Source organism: Dokdonia pacifica (genome assembly GCF_900188275.1).
GTDB lineage: Bacteria > Bacteroidota > Bacteroidia > Flavobacteriales > Flavobacteriaceae > Dokdonia > Dokdonia pacifica.
Genome location: NZ_FZNY01000003.1, coordinates 166242 through 188663 on the forward strand (window position 1 = coordinate 166242; position 22422 = coordinate 188663).

General features: G+C 34.9%; 19 protein-coding genes. 5 read left to right on the forward strand and 14 right to left on the reverse strand.

The genetic code is table 11. The features are described 5' to 3' along the window. Positions 1–5 precede the first annotated feature (5 nt). Together CHB80_RS10760 and CHB80_RS10765 are read right to left on the reverse strand one after the other, a co-directional pair. Complete coding sequence (locus CHB80_RS10760) at positions 6–557, reverse strand: hypothetical protein (RefSeq protein ID WP_229746836.1); 552 nt, start codon at positions 555–557, stop codon at positions 6–8. After that, positions 523–1101 carry an RNA polymerase sigma factor gene (locus CHB80_RS10765; RefSeq protein ID WP_143337106.1) on the reverse strand — a complete coding sequence of 193 codons (579 nt, stop codon included), beginning with the start codon at positions 1099–1101 and terminating at the stop codon, positions 523–525. Before CHB80_RS10765 ends, CHB80_RS10760 begins: the two co-directional genes overlap by 35 nt. Positions 1102–1498: 397 nt before the next feature. On the opposite strand from CHB80_RS10765, the gene lon reads away from it, so the two are divergent. The 3 genes from lon (at position 1499) to cmk (ending at position 5894) form a co-directional block, all read left to right on the forward strand. Further along, on the forward strand, positions 1499–3949 hold the full coding sequence (gene lon / locus CHB80_RS10770; protein ID WP_089371477.1) for an endopeptidase La: 2451 nt from the start codon (positions 1499–1501) through the stop codon (positions 3947–3949). A 154-nt stretch (positions 3950–4103) separates the two neighbouring features. Then, positions 4104–5120, forward strand: coding sequence for a type IX secretion system protein PorQ (gene porQ / locus CHB80_RS10775; RefSeq protein ID WP_089371478.1), 1017 nt, complete (start codon positions 4104–4106; stop codon positions 5118–5120). A gap of 81 nt (positions 5121–5201) precedes the next feature. Beyond that, positions 5202–5894: a (d)CMP kinase gene (gene cmk / locus CHB80_RS10780; protein ID WP_089371479.1), complete on the forward strand. Its 693-nt coding sequence runs from the start codon at positions 5202–5204 to the stop codon at positions 5892–5894. A 158-nt stretch (positions 5895–6052) separates the two neighbouring features. Here cmk and CHB80_RS10785 read toward each other — a convergent pair whose 3' ends face one another. Genes CHB80_RS10785 through CHB80_RS10800 form a run of 4 tightly spaced genes read right to left on the reverse strand, consistent with a single transcriptional unit; the run spans position 6053 to position 11151 of the window. Continuing rightward, positions 6053–7471, reverse strand: a complete 1419-nt coding sequence (locus CHB80_RS10785; RefSeq protein WP_308489039.1) for a TolC family protein — start codon at positions 7469–7471, stop codon at positions 6053–6055. Then, positions 7468–8820: an HlyD family secretion protein gene (locus CHB80_RS10790; RefSeq protein WP_089371481.1), complete on the reverse strand. Its 1353-nt coding sequence runs from the start codon at positions 8818–8820 to the stop codon at positions 7468–7470. The genes CHB80_RS10785 and CHB80_RS10790 overlap by 4 nt, the downstream gene beginning before the upstream one ends. Positions 8821–8825: 5 nt before the next feature. Continuing rightward, a complete protein-coding gene (locus CHB80_RS10795; RefSeq protein ID WP_089371482.1) occupies positions 8826–10472 on the reverse strand; it encodes a peptidase domain-containing ABC transporter in 1647 nt (548 codons plus the stop codon). A gap of 1 nt (position 10473) precedes the next feature. After that, positions 10474–11151, reverse strand: coding sequence for a TetR/AcrR family transcriptional regulator (locus CHB80_RS10800; RefSeq protein ID WP_089371483.1), 678 nt, complete (start codon positions 11149–11151; stop codon positions 10474–10476). Positions 11152–11277: 126 nt separating this feature from the next. On the opposite strand from CHB80_RS10800, the gene CHB80_RS10805 reads away from it, so the two are divergent. After that, entirely contained in the window at positions 11278–11592 is a 315-nt protein-coding gene (locus CHB80_RS10805; RefSeq protein WP_143337107.1) for a hypothetical protein, read from the forward strand. An 8-nt stretch (positions 11593–11600) separates the two neighbouring features. Here the strand turns inward: CHB80_RS10805 and CHB80_RS10810 are convergent, their stop codons facing one another. From CHB80_RS10810 to CHB80_RS10835, 6 genes are all read right to left on the reverse strand, one after another. Continuing rightward, positions 11601–12494 (reverse strand): alpha/beta hydrolase, encoded by an 894-nt coding sequence (locus CHB80_RS10810; RefSeq protein WP_089371485.1) that lies wholly within the window; start codon positions 12492–12494, stop codon positions 11601–11603. A 111-nt stretch (positions 12495–12605) separates the two neighbouring features. Beyond that, entirely contained in the window at positions 12606–13328 is a 723-nt protein-coding gene (locus CHB80_RS10815; protein ID WP_089371486.1) for a YebC/PmpR family DNA-binding transcriptional regulator, read from the reverse strand. A 56-nt stretch (positions 13329–13384) separates the two neighbouring features. Beyond that, on the reverse strand, positions 13385–13666 hold the full coding sequence (locus CHB80_RS10820) for a 4a-hydroxytetrahydrobiopterin dehydratase (protein ID WP_089371487.1): 282 nt from the start codon (positions 13664–13666) through the stop codon (positions 13385–13387). A gap of 151 nt (positions 13667–13817) precedes the next feature. After that, positions 13818–14528: a membrane or secreted protein gene (locus CHB80_RS10825; RefSeq protein WP_089371809.1), complete on the reverse strand. Its 711-nt coding sequence runs from the start codon at positions 14526–14528 to the stop codon at positions 13818–13820. 220 nt (positions 14529–14748) lie between these two features. Then, positions 14749–16590 (reverse strand): PLP-dependent aminotransferase family protein, encoded by a 1842-nt coding sequence (locus CHB80_RS10830; protein ID WP_089371810.1) that lies wholly within the window; start codon positions 16588–16590, stop codon positions 14749–14751. Between the two features lie 337 nt (positions 16591–16927). Further along, complete coding sequence (locus tag CHB80_RS10835; RefSeq protein ID WP_089371488.1) at positions 16928–17326, reverse strand: EthD family reductase; 399 nt, start codon at positions 17324–17326, stop codon at positions 16928–16930. 334 nt (positions 17327–17660) lie between these two features. Here CHB80_RS10835 and CHB80_RS10840 point away from each other — a divergent pair, with 334 nt between their 5' ends. Further along, positions 17661–19634 (forward strand): hypothetical protein, encoded by a 1974-nt coding sequence (locus tag CHB80_RS10840; protein WP_089371489.1) that lies wholly within the window; start codon positions 17661–17663, stop codon positions 19632–19634. Positions 19635–19956: 322 nt separating this feature from the next. On the opposite strand, the gene CHB80_RS24385 is transcribed toward CHB80_RS10840, so the two are convergent. Next, positions 19957–20178, reverse strand: a complete 222-nt coding sequence (locus CHB80_RS24385) for a hypothetical protein (protein WP_143337108.1) — start codon at positions 20176–20178, stop codon at positions 19957–19959. A 77-nt stretch (positions 20179–20255) separates the two neighbouring features. Continuing rightward, on the reverse strand, positions 20256–22097 hold the full coding sequence (locus CHB80_RS10845; RefSeq protein ID WP_089371490.1) for a DUF262 domain-containing protein: 1842 nt from the start codon (positions 22095–22097) through the stop codon (positions 20256–20258). Between the last annotated feature and the right edge of the window lie 325 nt (positions 22098–22422).

Genomic DNA, 22422 nt, shown 5'->3' on the forward strand with positions numbered 1-22422 from the left:
GCTTCTTACAACGTTGAAGCTTTTAATTCATTTAAATTTTTAATAGCATCTATATGCTCTAATACTTGTTCTAGAAGATCTATTCTATTTTGAAAATTATTGATCATCGCATAAATAACTCTCTTGTCTTGACCACTTTCAGCAAGGTCACTTTTTAAGTTGTTATAATCAGCTTCAAGATCTCCTAGTCTTTTAATGGCATCATCTATAACTGCCTGTGTTTCTGGGGTTGCTTGCGCATTAATTTCGAACAATTCTTTTTCTATAGTCTGCGTAAAGAATTGTTGTGTTTGTTCCATTTCTGGAGATACATCGGCAAGTTCTTTTGCATCTGGATTTGTATTCCACGTAAGTGAAACCATAAACACTAAAGCAAGACTTGCTGCAACCGCTAGTGGTTTCCACCAGTTAAGTTTACGAACAGGAGTTTCTTTTACAGGTTGCGTACTCTGTAATTTTTCTAAAAATCGTGTTTGATGGTCGGTGCTTGGTTCTTTTGTACTAAGCTGACCTTCTAATCGATCAAATAGTTGTTCTATATCGTCCTTCTTCATCATTATTTAATAATTTGCGTAAACTATCTTTTGCTCTAGAAACTACCGTTCTACAATTGGCATAGCTTACATTTAATATAGTACTCATCTCTTCATAATCATATCCTTCGATGAGGTGTAGGGATAATGCTTGTCTATAATTATCTTTAAGATTATCCATGGCTCTTAAAACTTGTTGTGCTTTCACTTGACTTAAGTCAGCTTCTGCAATACCGTCAGCTTCATCTTCAATACGGTATAAATGATCTTCTAGCGGTGTTTCGTCTAGTCGTTTTGAACGTTGATAGCTATTTAAGCTTTTGTTCACCACGATACGCTTTAACCAACTCCCAAATGAGGCTTCTCCTTTAAAGCTATCTAATTTTGTAAATGCATTGAGGAAAGCTTCTTGCATGACATCTTCTGCTTCGGCGGTATCTTTTACAATATGCAATGCTGTATTATACATTGCTTTGTAATAGCGGTTGTACACTTCTAGTTGTGCACTTTGCTCTCCACGTTTACACATAGGAAGGAGATCAGTAATATCGCGATTGGTTAGTGTCACTTTATATTTTTGGTTACTTCTGTTATAAAGATGCGCGCTTTTTTAAATTGTTACACTTTCGTGAAAAAATATTTAAAATGTAGTTTTGTTGTACTCCATTAAAGATAGTGAAGCTATCGTATTTAAAGATGTTACGGTGTTTTTTTTCTTTTAGTCTTTTATAAATTACATACATGTTTTATGAGAAAAAGAATGGGAATAGTGACAGAATTGCTTTTCGCGAAAGCGTAAAAAGACTTTTTAAAAGTAGTAGACTGGCATAAGAATTGTCTAAGTATAGATAGAAATCGTGTATATGTATTGGTTTTTATAGAGAGAAGTACAATACACTGGTAATTAATAAAAAAAACAAAAGGTCTAATGGATCAGGAATGTGACATTATGACGTATATATAATATGGCGAAATCAAAATTCACAACACTTGACAGATTGTCATTGCAGGATATAGATGGAGATGCAGAGTTAATTCCCTTAATGACTCCTGAAGATGAAGAGGCAATTAATAAAGAAGAACTTCCTGTAAGTATTCCTATTTTACCATTGCGTAATATGGTACTTTTTCCAGGAGTAGTGATTCCTATTTCAGCGGGAAGAGACACGTCTATTAAGTTAATAGATGAAGCAAATAAAGGCGGGAAGATTGTAGGGGTGGTTGCTCAGAAAGATGAAGAAGTAGAAAACCCAACAGCAGACGATATTCATAAGGTGGGTGTAGTTGCTCGTATTTTACGAGTGCTTAAAATGCCAGATGGAAATGTAACGGTGATTATTCAGGGGAAAAAACGTTTTGAAATTACAGAGGTCACTTCAGAAAAGCCATATATGATGGCACGTATTGCTGAGTATCCAGAAAAACGACCTGCAAAAAACAACAAAGAGTTTAAAGCAGCGATAGATTCTATACGTGATTTATCACTACAAATTATTCAGGATTCTCCTAATATTCCTTCAGAAGCCTCTTTTGCGATTAAGAATATTGAGAGTAATTCATTTCTGATCAACTTTGTGAGCTCTAATATGAACCTAACAGTTACTGAAAAGCAACAACTGTTAGAAGTAAATGATCTTCATAAACGTGCTTTAGAGACGCTTAAGTTTATGGATATGGAGCGCCAGAAACTGGAACTTAAAAATGATATCCAGAGTAAGGTGCAAAGTGACATGAGTCAGCAACAACGTGAGTATTTCTTACATCAACAAATGAAAACCATTCAAGAAGAATTGGGTGGAGTTTCTTCTGAAGATGAGATTGAAGAAATGCGCATGCGTTCTAAGGATAAGAAGTGGGATGAAAAAGTAGCAAAGCATTTTAAGAAAGAACTTGCGAAGATGCAACGTATGAATCCGCAAGTTGCTGAGTATAGTATACAGCGTAATTACTTAGACTTATTCTTAGACTTACCGTGGAATGAGTTTAGTACCGATAAGTTTGATTTAAAACGCGCAAAGAAAATATTAGACCGTGATCATTATGGTCTTGACGATGTAAAACGTCGTATCATAGAATACCTAGCTGTTTTAAAGCTTCGTAATGATATGAAATCACCTATTTTATGTTTGTATGGACCTCCTGGGGTTGGTAAAACGTCCTTGGGTAAATCTATTGCAGAGGCGTTAGGAAGAGAGTATGTACGTATGAGTTTAGGTGGGTTACGTGATGAAGCAGAGATAAGAGGGCACCGTAAAACATATATTGGTGCGATGCCTGGCCGTATTATTCAAAGTCTTAAAAAAGCAGGAACGAGTAATCCCGTATTTGTACTTGATGAGATTGATAAATTAAGTGCAGGTCATCAAGGAGATCCTTCATCGGCTTTATTAGAAGTATTAGACCCAGAGCAGAATAGTGAGTTTTATGACAACTTCTTAGAAATGGGATTTGATCTTTCTAAGGTGATGTTTATTGCAACTTCTAATAGCTTAAATACCATTCAACCCGCATTACGTGATCGTATGGAAATCATTAATGTAACTGGATATACAATCGAGGAGAAGGTAGAAATAGGAAAACGTCATTTGTTACCAAAGCAATTAGGAGAGCACGGTATGAATGATACCCAACTTAAAATTGCAAAACCGCAACTTGAAAAAATCGTAGAAGGCTATACACGTGAGTCAGGTGTACGTGGTCTTGAAAAGCAAATAGCAAAAATGGTACGTTATGGCGCTAAAAATATCGCCATGGAAGAAGACTATGATGTTAAAGTTACCAATGATGCGATTATAGAAGTATTAGGAGCTCCTCGTTTAGAACGTGGTAAATACGAAAATAATGATGTAGCTGGCGTTGTAACAGGACTTGCTTGGACACGCGTAGGTGGTGATATCTTATTTATAGAATCTGCCTTATCTAAAGGAAAAGGATTACTTTCTATTACAGGAAACCTAGGAAAGGTAATGAAGGAGAGTGCAACTATTGCCATGGAGTATATCAAGGCAAATGCAGAAATGCTAGGATTAAAACCTGAGATATTAGATGCATATAATGTACACATTCACGTACCAGAAGGAGCAACACCTAAAGATGGACCTAGTGCGGGAATTACAATGCTTACGTCATTAGTATCTTTATATACACAACGTAAAGTAAAGAAGAGTATCGCGATGACAGGAGAAATTACTTTACGCGGAAAAGTATTGCCTGTAGGCGGAATTAAAGAAAAAATTCTTGCAGCTAAACGCGCAAAAATTAAAGAAATATTATTGTGTGAGCAAAACCGAAGAGATATCGAAGAGATTAAAGAAGAATATCTTAAAGGACTTACGTTTCATTACGTAAAAGATATGAGCGAAGTTTTAGAATTAGCGCTTACAAAACAAAAAGTAAAGAATGCTAAAAAGCTTTAATTTTTTAATATACATTATAAATGTAAGGACGAGAATATATTCTCGTCCTTTATATTTTACGCTCCTATCAAAATATATTATACTTGTATGCGTTTTGAAATAGTACATTGCGTATCCTAAAAAAAAGATAGTCTATAAAGACTAGATAAGTTGCATGCAGAAATATTTATTCTTCTTACTATTTTTAATATCTACTCTTTGTCATGCGCAGTTAGGAGGTCGTGCTACGTATCAATTTCTAAATTTATCTACATCACCTAGACAAGCAGCATTAGGAGGTAAAGTAATCACAAATTATGATTATGACCCTGACTCTGCCCTATATAATCCGGCAACGATTAATTATAGGATGGACAATCAATTGTCTGTAAATTATGTCAATTTCCTAGCAGATATCAATTACGGTACAGCAAGTTATGCGTATTTATGGGATAGACGTACACAAGTAATTCATGCAGGAATTACATACATTAATTACGGAACATTTGATGGGAGAGATGAAAATGGAAATCCAACAGGAGATTTTGGAGGAGGAGAAGCAGCTTTATCTTTTGGATATGCTGTAAATATTCCCCGTACAGATTTTCATATAGGAGCCAATGTAAAATTTATTACTTCTAAACTGGAAGAGTTTACATCTGTAGGAGTAGCAACCGACCTTGGATTTATTTATAATTACGAAAAATGGGATCTTAATATCGCTGCTGTTGTTCGTAATCTAGGAACACAGATTACTCCCTATGTAGACACTTTTGAAAAATTACCATTAGAAATAGACGCTGGAATTTCTCAGATTGTACCTAATGTACCTGTACGATGGCATCTTACTTTTGAGAATCTTCAATTATGGAATATCGCTTTTGAAAATGAAGCAAGAGGTATTACAGATCTTGATGGAAATACGACGGGAGAAGAGATAGGATTTTTAGATAATGTTATTCGTCATACCATTGTAGGAGTTGAACTGTTCCCTCGAAGTGGTTTCAATATCCGATTAGGTTATAACTTTAGACGTAGTGAAGAATTACGTATTATCAACCAACGAAGCTTTGCTGGAATTAGCGCAGGTATTGGAATTAAGATCAATAAAATACGCTTTAACTACGCCTATGCACGTTTTAATAGTGTAGCTTCTAGTAGTTTGTTTGGACTGAATATTGATTTGCAGTAATATTTTGTTTTGTAATAAAACACCATAATATTTTATCCCTCCATTTCTAATTTTTACTTTCGCAGTCTTAATTGCACTTTCGTGAAAATTACTATTGCCATAGACGGATATTCATCCACAGGAAAAAGTACGGTAGCAAAACAACTAGCCGATTGGCTTGAGTATATCTATGTAGATACCGGTGCGATGTATCGTGCAGTAACCTTATTTGCAATGCGAAAAGGATTGATTAGTGATGGTTTTTTTGATAAAGAACAGCTTATTAAAAAACTAGATGCTATTACTATCACTTTCGTGAAAAACCCCTCTACAGGAAAAGCAGAGGTATGTCTGAATGGTGAAAACGTAGAGAGCCTCATCAGAACATTAGAAGTTTCTTCTTTTGTAAGCCCAGTTGCGACAGTCTCAGAGGTACGCGCAAAATTAGTAGAACAACAACAACGTATGGGCGAGGAGAAGGGTATTGTGATGGATGGTCGTGATATAGGTACGGTTGTTTTCCCTAATGCCGAACTTAAAATATTTATGACGGCTAGCGCTGAAGAACGTGCTAAAAGGCGTTATAATGAACTACTAGAGCGTGGCGACTCCATTACCTATGCATCGGTGTTAAGTAATGTAATAGAACGTGATACCATAGATACAACACGCAAAGATTCTCCATTGGTTAAAGCAGCAGATGCTATTGAAATAGATAATACAGAAACCAATATAGAAGATCAGTTTCACACGATCTTACAACTTGCAAAAGATCGTATTGCTAAACGTGTTTAGCTGTTAGCTGATAGTCGGTAGCTGTTAGTCATTAGTTTTTTATACAGTTGCTCCCTTTTAAAAATCAACAATCAACAATCAACAATCGTTAATCTTCAATCAATTTTGAAGTTGGTAGCTATTAGAATTTACTTTCTATGGTCTAGGTTAAAAGAATATTATAAAACTGGTCGTACTCCTATACTTTTAAAGAGTTTTGCTTTTGCTTTTAAGAATCCATTTTGTGTCTTATTTCTTTTTAAATAAGCATCTATAAGGCTTTTTTCACGAGAGTTTACTAGGAATATAGAACTTTCCCCTAATTCAAATTTACGCTCTTCTCCAGTAAGTAATACTTGATAATTGGTAACAATATCAGTAATAAGCGTATTTTGTCTTGTATACGAATCTAGCTCTTGATAGATTGCTTTTACACTATTCTGTATATTCGTTTCTGTCGCTATTAAGTCTAGCTCTGCATCACGTATTTTAAGTTTTGAAAGTTTTAAATCCCCACGCTCTTTTCTTAAAAATAATGGAAAACTAAAATTAACTCCTCCTTTATATTGATTTGCCAAAAAGCTATTACCTATATCAGGCGTTGAGGTAAGAAAGTTATACTCCAGTTTTAATTTTGGTAACAATTTATTTGCCTTTAGGGTACGATCTACCTGTAATCCTTCTAATTTTAGATTTAGTGATTGTAGCTTTGGATGATTCCCTATTGTAAATGTTTCTAGTGATTGTCCTGCAATTTGTAATGAAATATCTACTTCACTTTTGATATTCAAATTAGGGATTACATTATCCTCTAACTCTAGGGGTGTATTACTATTCAACCATAAGAAATTTGAAAGCCGCATGCCTGCATTAAACAAAGTGACTTGTGCTTGCTCAAGACTTAACTGTCGGTTTTGTAATGATATTAGGGCTTCTGTAGCATCTATAGCTGCATTTTCTCCAACTTCTACACCTTTTTGAATTCCATCATATCGTAATTGTGCATTACTTACAAACTGTTCAAAAGTGATGGCATCTTGATAGGCCTGTAGCCAATTAAAATATGCCAAAGAAGCATCGTAAATCACTTGGTTAACTAACAAGTCACGATCTGCTTGTGTTTGTTGTCTAAAGAATTTTGCTTTACGCAAAGTAGCCATACGATCATTAATCCATAGCCCTTGTGCAATATCTATAGAAACTCCTGCAGCAAAAAGCCCTTCTTCTGGAACATTTCTTTCTGGATTTAGAAAAACGCCCTCGTTACGTTCAAACCCAGCTTTTAACTCGATACCGTACCACGTAGGTATTTTAAGTTTTGCATCTAGAATATCGTAATACTCAAGATCCTTAAAGTCTTTACGACTGTAATCTGCAACTAGTTTTGGATCAAAACCACCACGAGCTTTTAATACATTGGCTTGTCCTTCTGTAAGTACTAATTCTGCCTGCTTTACAATAGGATGGAATTGTTTTACATAGCCTAGGTACTCTTCAAAGCCTAATATTTTTTCTACTTCTTGTAGGGTAGGTGTTTGCGCTTTCGCGAAAGCGGACCCTAAAAGAAACACAAATGTATACAACACTGTTTTCATCATTTTGATGCTGTCTTTGTAGTTGATGAATCTGCTTGATAATAATTAGGAGGGAACCCATTGAGTTGTCTCCATAGCTCAAACCAGATAGGAACATCCTCTAATAATGCAATAGAACGAGCTCCCGATCCTGCGCGAAGTGCTTTTGGCCATGGCTCTTCATTTGGATCTGGTGCAATGAGTAATCTGTATTTTCCATTGTCACTGATAAAGGTTTCTACAGCAACAATCTTACCTGCATACGTTCCAGTAGATACATTAGGCCATCCGCTAAAGATAATAGCAGGCCATCCATCAAACTGAATACGAACATCACTTCCTTTGTGTGCTAGTGGTAAATCTATAGGGTTGATATACATCTCTACCGCAAGATCTGCATTGTCTGGCATGATATTAATAAGTTTATCTCCCTCTTTAAAGGTCTCTCCAACTCCAGCTTTAATCGCTTTGTTTATATAACCACTTTGTGGTGCACGCACATAGTACAAGCTATTTCGAATCTGGTAATTGGACAGCGAATTTTCAAGTTTTGTTACTTGTGCTTCAGCATCAAACCCACTGGAAGATGCTGTAAACTTGTCACTTTGCGCTTTAGAAATCTTATCTGTATACGCAGCTTGAACGCGGGTGATTTCTACTTGAGCATTAATGACATTATTCTTGCTAGTCAATAATTTATTTTTCTGAGAAATGAGTTTGGCTTGAGTCTCTTGCAATTTTAAACGTTTGTCTTCTACATCTTTCGTAGCCTTAAGACCTTCTGCTTGTAATTGTTCTGTACGGTTAAATTGACGTTCAGCAATCATGAGATTGGTCTTAGCCGCTTCCAGATCTATACTATCACTCTGAACTTTAAGATTAGCTTGTAATAATTTATTACGTGCCTGTTCTAATTTAAGAGTACGTTCTCTCTGTAATGCAACAATCTGGTTGTTAAGTGCATTTACTTTTCCTTGATATGCAGAGACAGCACCCGTTTTCGAATTGATTTGTTGCTCAGTTCTAGCAATCAAATTAGGATCGAAATACTCATTTTTTATTTCAGAAATATGCATGATAGTATCTCCTTTACTTACGTAGTCTCCTTCTTGTACATACCACTTTTCTATACGCCCAGGAATAGGCGATTGTACCGTAGTAGCACGTTGTTCAGGGCGTAGGGTGGTGAGGTATCCTTTTCCTGTGATATTTTGAGTCCAAGGAAGAAATAATATAATGAGGCCTATGAAAGAGAAGGTCAGTAAAAATCTATTGAAATGCTTAAAATGTTTTTTATGCATTACCTTAGATACCGCCTTGTATTCTTTAAGGCTGACTGTCTTATTGAGTTTATTTTCGGCAATATTAAGCATGGTTCTTATTTTTTTATGATTGCTCCTTTTTCTACAATAATATGATTATGACAAAACTGTTTCCATTTAGGGTTTTGGCTTACCACTAGCAGCGTCCAAGGATGTTCTTTTCCTGCTAAAAATTCAATGAGTTTATCTGCTTCGCTTTCGCTAAAATGATCGAGAGGGTCTTTAAGGATTAATAACTTTGGTTTACGAATGATACTACGTGCCAATACAATTTTCTTTGCAATGGTGTAGGGTATTTGCCTTCCTTCAGGATAAATAATCGTTTGTAATCCTTTTTCTTGTGTTTTAATAAAACTGGAAAGTCCCGTTTTTTCTATCGCCCAATCAATTTGTTTTTCTGTAATAGAGTTATCTCCAAAGGTGATATTTTCTTTAAGCGTTCCTTCAAAAGGCGATTCTTCATTTAGCGATTGCCCTATATAAGATCTATAATGGTTAAGGTGTATACTTTTTAAGGATCTATCATTAATAAAAATATCACCCGCGCTTGGTTCATAGATCCCTGCGATAAGACGTAATAAGGTTGTTTTGCCAGAACCTTGAGGTCCTTGTACGATGTAATTTTGTCCTGGTTCAAGCGTAAGAGAGATGTCCTTTATAATACCATTATAACGTATGTCTTTTAGCTCGACGGTTAATGGGGTATTATTATCTAGCGGTTTGTCACCATCTTGTGCTTCTAATTCTTTGTCTACCACTTGGCCTATTTTTTCAAGAGAGGTAAGTACGTCATATACAGATTCTAATCCAGTAATGAGTTTTTCGACAGAACTAATGACCAAAAGAATAATAATTTCTGCTGCTACAAACTGCCCAATATTCATTTGTTGGTTCAGCACTAGAATACCTCCTATAATTAATAGACCTGCGGTAACGAGTACTTTAAAACCAACCATCTGCATGAATTGAAGCACTAGAATTTTAAAGTGACTTTCACGTGCTCTTAAATATTCTAAAACCAGCTTGTCGTTTTTTTCAAGTGCTAAAGAGGTTTGCCCAGAAAGTTTAAAACTAGTAATCGTCCTCGCAATTTCCTGAATCCAATGGGCTACCTTATATTTTTGTTGTGATTCGTCTAGACTCGTATCCAATCCTTTTTGTACTGTAAACTTAAATACGAGGTATACTAAGAAGATAAGAAGCACGCCATAGATGATAAAAAATGGGTGGTAAAAGGATAGTAATAGTAATCCAAATGTAATTTGTAAAATAGCCGCTGGGAAATCTATCAATATCTTTGGCAAACTTTTTTGGATAGTAAGTGTGTCAAAAAAACGATTGGCTAACTCTGGCGGATAGTAATTACTTAATTCGCTCATTTTGATTTTCGGAAATCGATACGCAAACTCAAAGGAAGAACGTGTAAATAGTTTTTGCTGTACATTCTCCAGAATACGCATCTGCATGAGTTGTAATGCGCCTACAAATATGGTTCCTATGGTTACTAGGACTACGAGTATTACCCAAGAGGTACTCATTTGTGCTCCTTGAAGAAGATTGATAATGGCTTGTATTCCTAAGGGAAGTGATAAACTTACTATTCCCGCAAAAATGGCATAAAAAATAATTTGTTTGATATCTTTTCGATCTAATTGTAATAAACCAGTAAGACGTTGGGTAGCTGTAAGAACAGTTTTTGCCATGTTATTTTAAATTTAATGTATTGTATACTAAATGCGTAAAATAATCGGTAGGAGATATGGTGTCATCACAGTCTGTGATCGAGGTAAAATGCTCCTTTAAGAAATGTTGATGCAACGTGCCTTCTAGAACCGTACTGGCTAAACTAGCTGGATATGGGTAGGAAGGGTTTACGTCATGAATAATTTCGCGTAAGCGGGTTACTAAGCGCTTATAGATTAAAAAATATCCTTCTTTATTTTCGGCATCTACCTCTTTTGTGAGATATGATTTGGAATACTCACTAATAATAATTTTACTAAGGACTACTTCATTAATATGAGAAAAGTTAGAATCTTCTTGAATTACTTGCGTCACAACTTCTAATGCTCTCTGTAACTTTTGCTTAGAATCATTAAGTGCCGCTGTAGAGAATACTAAACGATATTCCATCCATCCCCAATACCAACTTGTTAAGTACAATAATAACTTGTGCTTATTTTCAAAATAACGATAGATAGAGCTCTCATTAGAACCTATATGAATTCCCAGTTTTTTAAATGTGAATTCTTCAAAGCCTAGTTCGCCTATTAAAATGATACTGTTCTCAACAATACGCTTTCCTAAATCTGAAGATTCAGGATCTTTTACATATAGTTTTTCGTGTACGTTAATCTTTAGATTTTGAAGTAATCGTTCCATTGTCTAATATATTTAGTTTCAAAATTAATAGTAATACTATTAATAATAAATAGTTTAACTCGCTTTTAACGTGTTTTACTGTTTATTGTGATAATTTTAAAGAAGAATTTTTAAAGTAGTTGAGGTATGATGTTATTAAATGTAGTAGCACACAGCGCTGCTCAAGCAAGAGAAATAACTATTTATTTACTTGAAAATAAGTTTGTTGCACAAGCGTCTATAGGAGAGAAGGAGCTATATGAACTCAATAGTGATCATGAGTTACAAGGATCAAAACAATATGTAATTAAGGGAATTTCAAAAGCGTTACTTTTTGATACCATTAATAAAAAATTAAGGAAGAAATATCAAAAACGAATGCCTACACTATTTGCAGAACCGCTCATTTATATGGATTTTGAGCAGAATAAAGAGTTTCTAGAACGAATTGTGAAGGTGTGATATAATATTTATTGTCTATTAATAAATGTCATGATCGCATTTGTATATGCATCACCTCCCACATCAAATAAGTTGTAATGATTTGCACCTTCTACAGGATAGAAGGTTTTATCTTCAGATTTCAGATTTTTATAAAGGGCCTGACCATATTTAAAATTAATATTAGGATCGTCGGTACCATGTGCTAAGAATATAGATTGGGTAATATTTTTTACGGCATCTATGGGGCGTACTTGTTTAGGATCAAATTTTCCAATTTCTCCAGCGCGTTTTAAGGCATGTTCGCATATAGGTTTAAGACCCAGTCCTAAAGTATATCGTTTTTGATACTCATATACAATGGTATTTAAATCTGTAAAAGTACTTTCTATCACGCCAAAATCTAATCTAGGTTCTATGGATAAGGCTTGTAGTGCGATGGCTCCACCCATAGAATTTCCCCAAATACCAATAGGAATATCTGGATATCGTTTTTTTACTTCAGTTACGATAATTGATACATCTTGTTTTTCATAAAATCCGTAGGATATATATTGTCCATCACTTTCTCCATGCCCACGAGCGTCATATACTACGGACGCCACTTGTTGTTGTGCAAGTGATTTAGCTAAATCATAAAAATGTTCTTTGCCTCCGCCAATACCATGTAATAAAAGCATAATGCTTTTAGGAGGGTTTTTATCTGGCATAATCCAATATCCTTTTAGATGAAGGCTATCATTGATTTTAAAAGAAGTAGCTTCAGCTTGTAAACCTATTTCTGAAGGTAGAGTTGTTAAGGGTTGTTTGTGACGTGCTATGATAGCATATGGTAATACGTGATGTGTTATATAGAGCACAGCAACAATAAGTAAAACAATAACAATTGCTAGTATTTTACGTTTTCTATATTTTTTTGCCATAGTGCTATTTTAAAGAATCATTGTCTGTAAGACTCATTTTTGAATAGATGGTTACAAAAAAGAGCCATCAATTTTGATGGCTCTTTTTAAGTATTGGTATATCTATTTATTTTATTCTTCATCAGAAGCCTCCATGGTATGGAATACATTCTGCACATCATCATCTTCTTCTATTTTCTCTAAAAGTTTATTTACATCGGCTTCTTGTTCAGTCGTTAGTGTTTTTGTCACCTGTGGAATACGATCAAATCCAGAAGAGATAATTTCAATTTCACGTTCTTCTAATGCCCCTTGAATTGCTCCAAAGCTTTCAAAAGATCCATATATGTGGATACCTTCTTCATCTTGAAAAACTTCATCGGCACCATAGTCTATAAACTCTAGTTCAATTTCTTCTACATCTTGCCCTTCACCATTTACACAGAAGTTACACGTATGATCAAACATAAAAACGACAGATCCTGAAGTTCCTAAACTCCCATCACATTTATTAAAATAGGAGCGAATGTTTGCAACGGTACGCGTATTATTATCGGTAGCGGTTTCTACAAGAATAGCAATACCGTGTGGAGCATATCCTTCAAATACCACTTCTTTATAGTCTCCTTGACTTTTATCTGAAGCACGTTTAATAGCACGCTCTACATTGTCTTTAGGCATGTTTACAGCCTTCGCATTCTGAATAACGGCACGTAACCTAGAATTACTATCAGGATCAGGACCACCTTCTTTTACAGCGATTACAATATCTTTCCCAATACGTGTAAACGCTTTAGACATAGCGCTCCAGCGTTTCATTTTACGTGCTTTTCTGAATTCAAATGCTCTTCCCATATATAAACTTTAGTTAGGGCTGTAAAAATAATAAAAAGTAAGACTTTTCAAAGCATCTATGCATTGAGAATATCTTCTATGGCTGCTGCCAATTCAAAATCATTTTCAGTAACGCCTCCATGGTCGTGTGTTGTTAATGTGATAGACAACTCATTATATACATTACTCCAATCTGGATGATGCTGTAAACGTTCTGCTTCAAAGGCAATACGTGTCATCGTAGAAAAAACTTCTCTAAAATTTTCAAACTCTAAACTGGTATGAATTGCATTGTCTTCATATTCCCAATCTGGAAAATCTTCTAAGCGGTCTTTAATCTGTGCTTCTGTAAGTTTCATAACTGTTTGTTTTTAAAATGTATATTCTGTTTTGAGCCGTATGTAATCGCATACATACTCACATCTCTAATGTACGTAATTCCGCTTTCGCGAAAGCGTACTTAAGAAAAAAATAACAGGAGTTTTTAACAAGATTTCATAGGAGTAAATCCTACTTTCTGACGCTCCAAATTTCGTAAATAGGTTGTCCTTTACTAGAAAGACCTGAGTGATGCCAAGCACCATCTATAAGCTCAAAGGTAAATTCCAAACTACGATTTACTTTGGAATCATCTCTAGAGAAAAATTCAATGTTTTCTGTGTATTTACCATCCACAGTGGTATAAGTGCCACCACCAGTGCCCATAAATTGTTTGGTTTCTGTATTATAAGCAATCCATTGAAATCGAGTTCCAGAGAGTATTTTCATGGTTTTTCTAGGTCTGCTAGTGTCTCGTGTTTGAATTTTCCCATCTCGTTTTCTTCCAGACATTAACCAAGCTCCTTGAAGTTTTCCAGGACTTCCATCATCTATTCTCGTAAGTTTTGTAGGGCTACCTACAATCTGAAGCGTACTATCCGTAATAGCTACTTTAAAGCGTGCTTTAGTACCTACACTTTCTGGGGAGTCTGTATGAAACTCTACCATTTCGGTCATCATATCTCCTTCTAATGACCAAGTACCTCCATTAGAACTGATAAATGCTCCTGTATCTGCATTATAGCTAGTGATTACTTGATATCCCTCTGCAAAAATCACAACACTTCGAATTTTTTCACCAGTATCCATAGTGGTGTAAGCTTCCCAAGCGCCTATCACATTTTGAGCATTCATTCCTAAAGCTAGGAATATGCATAGATATAAGATGCTTATTTTTTTCATGATGTTATATTTTGATACGTATAAAAATACAACATCTTTACCTGTTGTGCATTTTGAATAGATTTCTTGATTTTTCCCCTCCCTGAAGGGTGAATCGAAGAAACCTTCATTACTTCCTTTAGGATTTGAGGAAAATAATGAAGATTGATAGGATACTATGACGGTTGTTTTGTCAAAATGCACAACCGGTTATCTCTATTTATGCATAACGCGTTCAGTATTACATACTTTCAACAAAATCAGCGAATACTTTTTTATGAAGTGCTAGATCCATATCTGGTGATAGTGCTACACGGGCTATGTAATCTTTATCTCCTTCTTTAGTAGTTCCTTGTGTTGAGGTAGCAGGAATGGTCCAGTAGCATCCTTTTAACTGTCCATAACTCACACAGTACTTACTTTCATTTGGAATTTCTGTAATCATCAAATGGATGAGTTTATGATTCAAAGCTCTTTTGTAGGCTTCCTTTTCTTCATCGGTAGCGCCTTTGGTAGGAAGATCTAACGAAAATACAGAAGGCGTAAATCCTTGTGCTGCCAGTTCTTCTGAAACAAAATTGATTTTTGCGTCAGGTAAGGTATCGTGAATAAAGTTTACAAACTCACGCGTGTTTTTATATGCATCTGCAATACGCTGATTCATAGACGGCAATTGCGCTGCTAGAATTTCATATTGCAATGCTGTTGCTTCGTTATCACAAAGATGTAAATGCGTTTCTATAGTAGTCATTAAGGCTGCTGCTTTCTGATTACCTACACAATATCCTGCGGTACAACGTCCGCCACTTGGAAATTTAGAACCACTAGCATACGAAATAGCTCGTACAGACGACAGTATTTCTCCTTCTCCTAAGAAGAGTACATTCGGACAAAATGTTTGATCTAAAATAAAAACAGGATCGACAGCCGTTTCTCCTGTTGCTGTTTTTCGTTCTTTTTGTAAGGCTTCTTTTAATTGAATAAGATCAGGAACTTCTACTCTTGGGTTTGTAGGAATTTCAGCAATGATATATGGGATGGCATCTTCGCTAGCGATTTGATCTAAAACGGTATGGATACTTTGTACCATATCATTATCGCCATCTACAGGGAGATCTACGATGTCAACATTATCAATACATGCGGCAACACGTCTGGCTTGGTCATTGGTACCTCCGTAGCAATTTGGAGGGACTACAAATTTGATGGCTTTTCCTTTATGGTTTTCTAATGCATCATGCACAAGTCCCATCATAATTGCATACTGCACTGATAATCCACTAGAGCCTACAAGCGCTTTTGTAGCTGTACCTGTGATTTCTTTAATGGCTGTTACGACATTTGTTTTATTCTCAGCAGTGTTACTTCCAGTAGTTGTAGGAGCTGTTCCTGTTATAGATTTTAAAACGGTATAACAATTAGCCGGAGTCATCGCAATGGTCTCTCGTCTACGTACATGCTGAATTTCTGAAATATAGTCTTCGTTTTGTACTCCATTTACGAGTAACACACTTCCTAACTCATCATTTGTATTGAGGTAAAAATCAATGTGTGGTGTTAAGTGAATGGCATGCATATCCTTTTGTTCCGAAATAAAGATGGTACTTCCATCAAACTCAGAAATAGCAGATATATCTTCAATTTTTTTGACATCAAATGTATATCCATAGATACGGTGTAATACATCAACATCAAAAAATGGAGGTAATGCTTCGGTATATAGAATTTGTGTCTTTTTACGATCCAATAAGTTCTTTCTAAGAATCGCTAAAATAGGAGTTGTTTTTGAAGAAAAACTAATCACATTTTCTGAAGGTACATCGTGCATTTTTGCAAGTGTCCATTCTAGTACACACGATAATGGGTGTCCTAATCTTATATAATCAAAAGCAGTAGGTAATTCCTGAAGTTCTTTAGACTCAGAATTATGATTTGTATATAAAGTTTCAAACTGTTCTATAAACTCCGTTTTAGCCAGTTCTTCCTTGTAAATATCTAAACGATGGGTTGTTAAGGTTAACCAATCTGTAGGTATATGTTCTAATACATCTTTGATGTAATCTAGCATGTTTGTATGTTTCATAAGCTTCGCCTTTGTATAGGCAGATACTATGTTATTTGATTTACTATATGTAGTATTTGGATATGGTATGATCATGAGCAAAGCACGATCATATATAGTTGTCTAAATTACTACAAAAAAGTATAATTTGCTTCTTTGTCGTAATTTTTACAAAAAGTTTATAGCCGTTTTTTTATCAGTTTGGGAATCCGAAATTTATAGAGGTTTTGACATTAGAAACGCTATCCAATATAGCTTAGATTGTAAAGAAGTTTTCTATTATTTTTTAATATTCCATTAACCCATTAACCCATTAACCCATTAACCCATTAACCCATTAACCCATTAACTCATTAACTCATTGCACAATTTCACTAATTTGAATCACAGGTTGTGTATTGGTGTAGTTTGGGATATCAGTGACGATTTTTTCTGCTACGGGGGCAAATGCTTCTTGGTAAGCTTCAAGAGAATCAAAATATAAATATCCAATGGCGAGATAGGGGATAGGATCGTTAGGTGTTCGTCCAGAAATACCGGTATCTATATGCAATCCTTTAAGAGCATCTCCCATCAGATCGGCAACCATAGGCATATGCTTAGTCGCATAATAATCCATATCAAAAGTTTTTCCGTCGCTATTTGGATATAAGATAGTTACTTTGACTCTTCCTTTTTTGTCAAGAGATGTATCTTTTTGGCAGCTAGTAACAAATGTACTTATAACAAGAAGTAGAAGAATGAAGTTCGTTTTCATATAGCTATGATGTATTGATTGGGTATGAAGGTAAGAAATTTATGGAATCGTTCTTCAAGATGTTTTTTTAGGGTCATTTTCTTTATACGCTTTATACGCTTTATACGCTTTATCGCTTTGCTCTCCCTCTGGTCGTGAACCTGCCTGCCGGCAGGCAGGTCTCGCAAGTTCGATTTACCATTTCATTCTCCCTCTGGTCGTGAATCTCACAAGTTCGCTTTCGCGAAAGCGTATATCATATTCTTGTATTTTTCATAATTAACATAGTGTATACGAGCATACTCCCAAAATCCAAACAGAAGTTTTATATATTTGGTTTATAAAATTCATCAATATGTATATAAAAAGGTTCATCACCATTCTCTTCACAATTTTACTTAGTATCTCTGTAAACAGTCAAAATGTTAAAGAAGTTTCTCGATACTGGACATCCTTTTCACAAACAGTAGAAGTTCAAACTGACTCGATAAAGAAATTTAAGGTGGTTGCTTATGCAAAAACCGACACCAATGATGAAAAGGCTTGGTCTGGAATTTGGGCAAGAGTAGATAATAAACCTGAACAAGGGAGAGGTTTTTTTGATAATATGAGGGATAGACCTATCAAAACAAATGCGTGGACCGAGTATACAGTCGAAGGGACGATAGATGCGGCTGCAGAAAAGATTGTTTTTGGAGGGATTTGCATGTATAATGGGAAGTTCTTCTTTGATAAGATGGAGCTTTACATAGAAGATGATTCAGGTGTGTATCAACCTGTAGACATTAAGAATGCTAGTTTTGAAAATAAGGTGGCAGATCGTATCATTCCAGATTGGAGTCCGGGGATTTCTTCGGGTGAGATTTCTTTGGTAAGAGAGTTTACCTCTAGTTCTAGTGATGATCGTGTAGATGGAGATTATTCGATTTTAGTAGAAGGAAAAGATATCTCAGATGATACTGGAAATCCCGAAGCACTGCTTCCGAATATTGGTATTTTTATAACCTTATTGTATTTATTTTTAATCGTATTTTCATTGATGACCTACACATCATCTACCGATGAGAATACATGGTCTAGGGCTGGAAAAATGGGGTTCCGATTTTCATTTATCTATTTCCTATTAATTATCTTTTTTCAAAACAATGGCGCCTATCCTTATTTTGGATATATAGCAGAGAAGCCTGTTGAGTTAATGCAAAATTTTGCCACTTGGTTTGGTAAAGCTGTTGTTGGGATTCCGTATGATGTAAATACAGGGCCTAATGGAAGTGGAGATACCACTTATGATTATTTAGTTGTTTTTATTGTTTTTCTAACGGCTGTTATCGGTACGCTTATCTGGTCGCTGTTAGATAGAAAACGTACTAATTATAAAAAGTTATACTATTGGTTAACAACGGGAATGCGCTATTATGTAGGGTTGATGCTTATTGGTTATGGTTTAGTAAAAGTAATTCAGTTACAATTTCAACCTCCTAGTTTTTATAGATTGATGGAAACCTATGGGGAGTCTTCTCCTATGGGATTAGCATGGACTTTCTTAGGATTCTCTGAAGGGTATAATATGTTTATGGGAATTGCAGAGGTACTCGCTGGCTTATTACTATTTAGACGTACACTTACTTTTGGAGCTGTGATTACTTTAATGACTACGATGAATGTCATGGCAGTTAATTACTTCTTTGATGTTCCTGTAAAGATCTTGTCTACACATCTTGTGATTATGACCGTATTCCTTTTATCACGAGATATTAAGAAAGTAATGCAGTTTTTAGTTACCAATAAAGCAGTAGAAAAATTAACCACCATTCCACGGCCTCCATTTAAAAAGTGGCTACGGATTAGTTTAGGTGTCTTGAAAGGATTGATTGTTGCATACGCCTTGGGTTATGGTCTTTATAGAGCCATAGAATCTAAAGAAGAATATGGTTTAAATGAACCTAATCCTCCATTATACGGAATTTATGAGGTAACCAATTATGTGGTGAATGGCGATACGCTTGTAGATTATAATAGTGATGTACGTTGGAAAGAACTACGTTTTGAAAGAGCGGGTAGAGTGCAAGTACACAAAATGAATAAGGAAAGAGTGAATTTTAACATTGTGATTGATTCTACAGGACAACAGCTGATTAAATTTTCTCCTTCTGATGATGCCGCAAGTTCTTTTGATTTTAAGTATACCAAAACAGAAAATACCTTAGATTTTCAGTATATCTTTAAAAATGATACTATCTCTGGAAAAACTCGAAAACTAGGAGAAGAAGACTTTTTATTAATTAATAGAGGTTTCCATTGGATCAGTGAATATCCTTATAATCGATAAGAGATAAGAGATAAGAGATAAGAGATAAGAGATAAGAGATAAGAGAATTGTGAGACGTGTCAGGATGTTGTTTTACTTATGTAAGCCATCGTGACACGTTTTGCAAATAGAGACAAGCCATTTGATAGGTTCTTTGCCAATGTTCTTTTTTGCATAGCGTTTATGATGTACCTTATACCATTTACTAATTGAATTTACCGTAATAAAACGTCCTTTTTTCCTTTCTATTTCAGAATAAAAAGAAGCCGTAGCTAAGGCTATGCCTTATTTCTCTTCCTCATATAAAGAAAAAAATAATCTTTTTCTTTTCTAGTAAATTCAATTAACAACTGGTATGGATTGCTCGCTTTCCACAATACACACAGGTCCAGTTATCGCGTTTTAAAACGACATAGCGTTTGCGTTTCCAGGCGTCAGATTTTAGATATACGTTTCTGTAATAATCGCGTCGCTTTTTACGTTTTCTATTGAAGAGCCATTTGTCAAACCACCATTTTCCTATCACGAGGCATAATAGAAGGAAGAGTATGGTGATTTCTTTCATGGTGTGTTATTTAAGAGCACTCGTCACAGACGAGCGATAGCCCTTATGAATTATACACATTGTTGTGCTTTCGTGCTTTATTCAACAATTTCCTCCTCTTCCACTTCTTCAATATCTTGGGGCATCTCAAAATGTTTATCAATTCCCCATCTTTCAATAATCCAAGAAACAAGTGATTTTCTGCGCTCCTTGCAACTATCTACAGTCCAATCGTCAAATTCTGAAATTTTCCTTTCTTGTCTTATATCTGAATTAGCATAACAATGTCCTGCTCCTGGGTTTCCTTTTTTTCTATCAAAATCAAAATTCAAATAATGAGAATTGTCTTTTGTTAAGACAATATTTGAAATATCATGGAGATATAAACGAATATCTGATTCTGACCATTTCTTTTTCCATTGTGAATTTTCATCTGGATTTTGAGGAAGAATATGTTCAAATGTGGCATCAGTCAAATCATTCCACGTTAATTTTGGTTTTGCTCCTTTTCCCTGAGATTTTAATAACCATAATTCTAGTTCGTACAAGGTATATCTTAATAATCTACGCCAATGATACCAATCATAAAATTCCTCTTTCAGTTCTTTTCTAAAACTATTCTCGACTGAATACCAGTTAATTGTATCTAAAATCCAATTCGTTACTGATTCTACACTATGCTTTTTTGTAAAAACATCATCTGCCCATCGGTAAAACTTTGATAGTCCAGCATTGCTTCGTTTTCCTGACCACAGGAAAACTCTGTAAGAAAACAATTCTAAAGCTTTGAGTAATGCAATGTAACTCTCGGGGGTTATTTCGCCTGCTACGACACTTTTTCTAACCGCAATCATTAATGGAAGGTAGTTAGCGACATTACCAGCATTTTTAATTTTTGTTAACCAAGTAAATTCATCTTCTATTTTAGAATCTTTAGATGGCTTTATTATCTCAGAATAATGCATTGATATTTCCGCTAAACCAGAGATTATTATTGAAATGAAATTCTGAGTATCCTCTTTAGTTTTCTTAGAAAAATCCCTTAATGGAATAACATCATTAGATTTAAATCCTGTATAACCGTCCCAATGTTTTGGAGTGTAGGAATGGTACAATGTCCATGCTATTCTCAAACACTGATTTTCACTACCATTACAATTGGCTATGTTGATATAAATTTCTTTCCACGATTTATTAATAGTACCTGTTAAATCTTCTTTTTCGTTTGGTAAACTGACATTCCTATAAACCCAGTACATCAAATAGTTTTTTAACAATTCTAATGATGAAAGGCCTTTGCCTCTTGAATTCATAAGTTCGAAAGTCATACCAATTTCACTTTCAACTTCGATAGGATAGAATGAGAAATTAAGTTTCCTAATTATTGCATCAAATAAGTCTTTTAGATATTCAATCCCTTCTGCTTCACGTTTTTCTAATTGTTCTCCAATATGTAACTTCAGGTAATTATACCCCTTCGAAAGCCTTTTTTGGTGAACTGTTGATGCATTAACATTTGTACTGCCCTTAGATATTAAGTCAAAAAAGAAGTCAGCAGTATCATTATTTAGCCTTAGCTTACTTTTTGTACCTGACAAAAGATAAATTGAGATTTCAGCTTTAAAATCTTCCTGACCCTTATTTATCAATTCGTTTAGTATGATTGCTAAATATAAACTACAAGTTGTCAGCCTCTGTTGCCCATCTACAATATCAACGACCTCAAGTTTTTTAGTGCCATAATTTTCAGTAGGCTTGTCTAGTGGTTGATGAATTACAATTGTTCCTGTATAATGACTAATAATTTTGTCGTCTATCAATGCGTCAATGTCTTGTACAAAATCTTTCCATTGTTTTTCTTCCCAAGCGTATCCACGCTGATAATCGGGAATCTGAAATATTTTTCCTTCAAGTAGGTTTGATAGGGTTTTCTTTTCCATAATATCTTAAGTTTTTTCAAAGCTCTCTTTTCATAACGCCAAAATGTGTCGCAAGTCTCTTTTTGCAAGAAACACAACTACTTTATATCATACGTGTATGGTATATTATAAATAATATCCTTCTTATCAAATGTAATCGAATTTTAAGTCATTACATTTATAATTTGCTGTTAATTAGGTGTTTTGGTGTGATGAATAATGGTTTAATTATGCTTATAGATGACTATAAACTTTTGTAATCATTACGAAATCTACCATATTCTAATAACACTTTATTACGGCTTCCCATAACAATAATCTATAATAAAAGATTGGAGATTGAAGA

Excerpts from the sequence above, each read along its gene's own strand:
- CHB80_RS10760 (WP_229746836.1), bottom strand. The coding sequence starts at position 557 with ATGATGAAGAAGGACGATATAGAACAACTATTTGATCGATTAGAAGGT.
- lon (WP_089371477.1), top strand. The coding sequence starts at position 1,499 with ATGGCGAAATCAAAATTCACAACACTTGACAGATTGTCATTGCAGGAT.
- porQ (WP_089371478.1), top strand. The coding sequence starts at position 4,104 with ATGCAGAAATATTTATTCTTCTTACTATTTTTAATATCTACTCTTTGT.
- CHB80_RS10785 (WP_308489039.1), bottom strand. The coding sequence starts at position 7,471 with ATGATGAAAACAGTGTTGTATACATTTGTGTTTCTTTTAGGGTCCGCT.
- CHB80_RS10790 (WP_089371481.1), bottom strand. The coding sequence starts at position 8,820 with ATGCTTAATATTGCCGAAAATAAACTCAATAAGACAGTCAGCCTTAAA.
- CHB80_RS10795 (WP_089371482.1), bottom strand. The coding sequence starts at position 10,472 with ATGGCAAAAACTGTTCTTACAGCTACCCAACGTCTTACTGGTTTATTA.
- CHB80_RS10800 (WP_089371483.1), bottom strand. The coding sequence starts at position 11,151 with ATGGAACGATTACTTCAAAATCTAAAGATTAACGTACACGAAAAACTA.
- CHB80_RS10805 (WP_143337107.1), top strand. The coding sequence starts at position 11,278 with ATGATGTTATTAAATGTAGTAGCACACAGCGCTGCTCAAGCAAGAGAA.
- CHB80_RS10810 (WP_089371485.1), bottom strand. The coding sequence starts at position 12,494 with ATGGCAAAAAAATATAGAAAACGTAAAATACTAGCAATTGTTATTGTT.
- CHB80_RS10815 (WP_089371486.1), bottom strand. The coding sequence starts at position 13,328 with ATGGGAAGAGCATTTGAATTCAGAAAAGCACGTAAAATGAAACGCTGG.
- CHB80_RS10820 (WP_089371487.1), bottom strand. The coding sequence starts at position 13,666 with ATGAAACTTACAGAAGCACAGATTAAAGACCGCTTAGAAGATTTTCCA.
- CHB80_RS10825 (WP_089371809.1), bottom strand. The coding sequence starts at position 14,528 with ATGAAAAAAATAAGCATCTTATATCTATGCATATTCCTAGCTTTAGGA.
- CHB80_RS10830 (WP_089371810.1), bottom strand. The coding sequence starts at position 16,590 with ATGAAACATACAAACATGCTAGATTACATCAAAGATGTATTAGAACAT.
- CHB80_RS10835 (WP_089371488.1), bottom strand. The coding sequence starts at position 17,326 with ATGAAAACGAACTTCATTCTTCTACTTCTTGTTATAAGTACATTTGTT.
- CHB80_RS10840 (WP_089371489.1), top strand. The coding sequence starts at position 17,661 with ATGTATATAAAAAGGTTCATCACCATTCTCTTCACAATTTTACTTAGT.
- CHB80_RS24385 (WP_143337108.1), bottom strand. The coding sequence starts at position 20,178 with ATGAAAGAAATCACCATACTCTTCCTTCTATTATGCCTCGTGATAGGA.
- CHB80_RS10845 (WP_089371490.1), bottom strand. The coding sequence starts at position 22,097 with ATGGAAAAGAAAACCCTATCAAACCTACTTGAAGGAAAAATATTTCAG.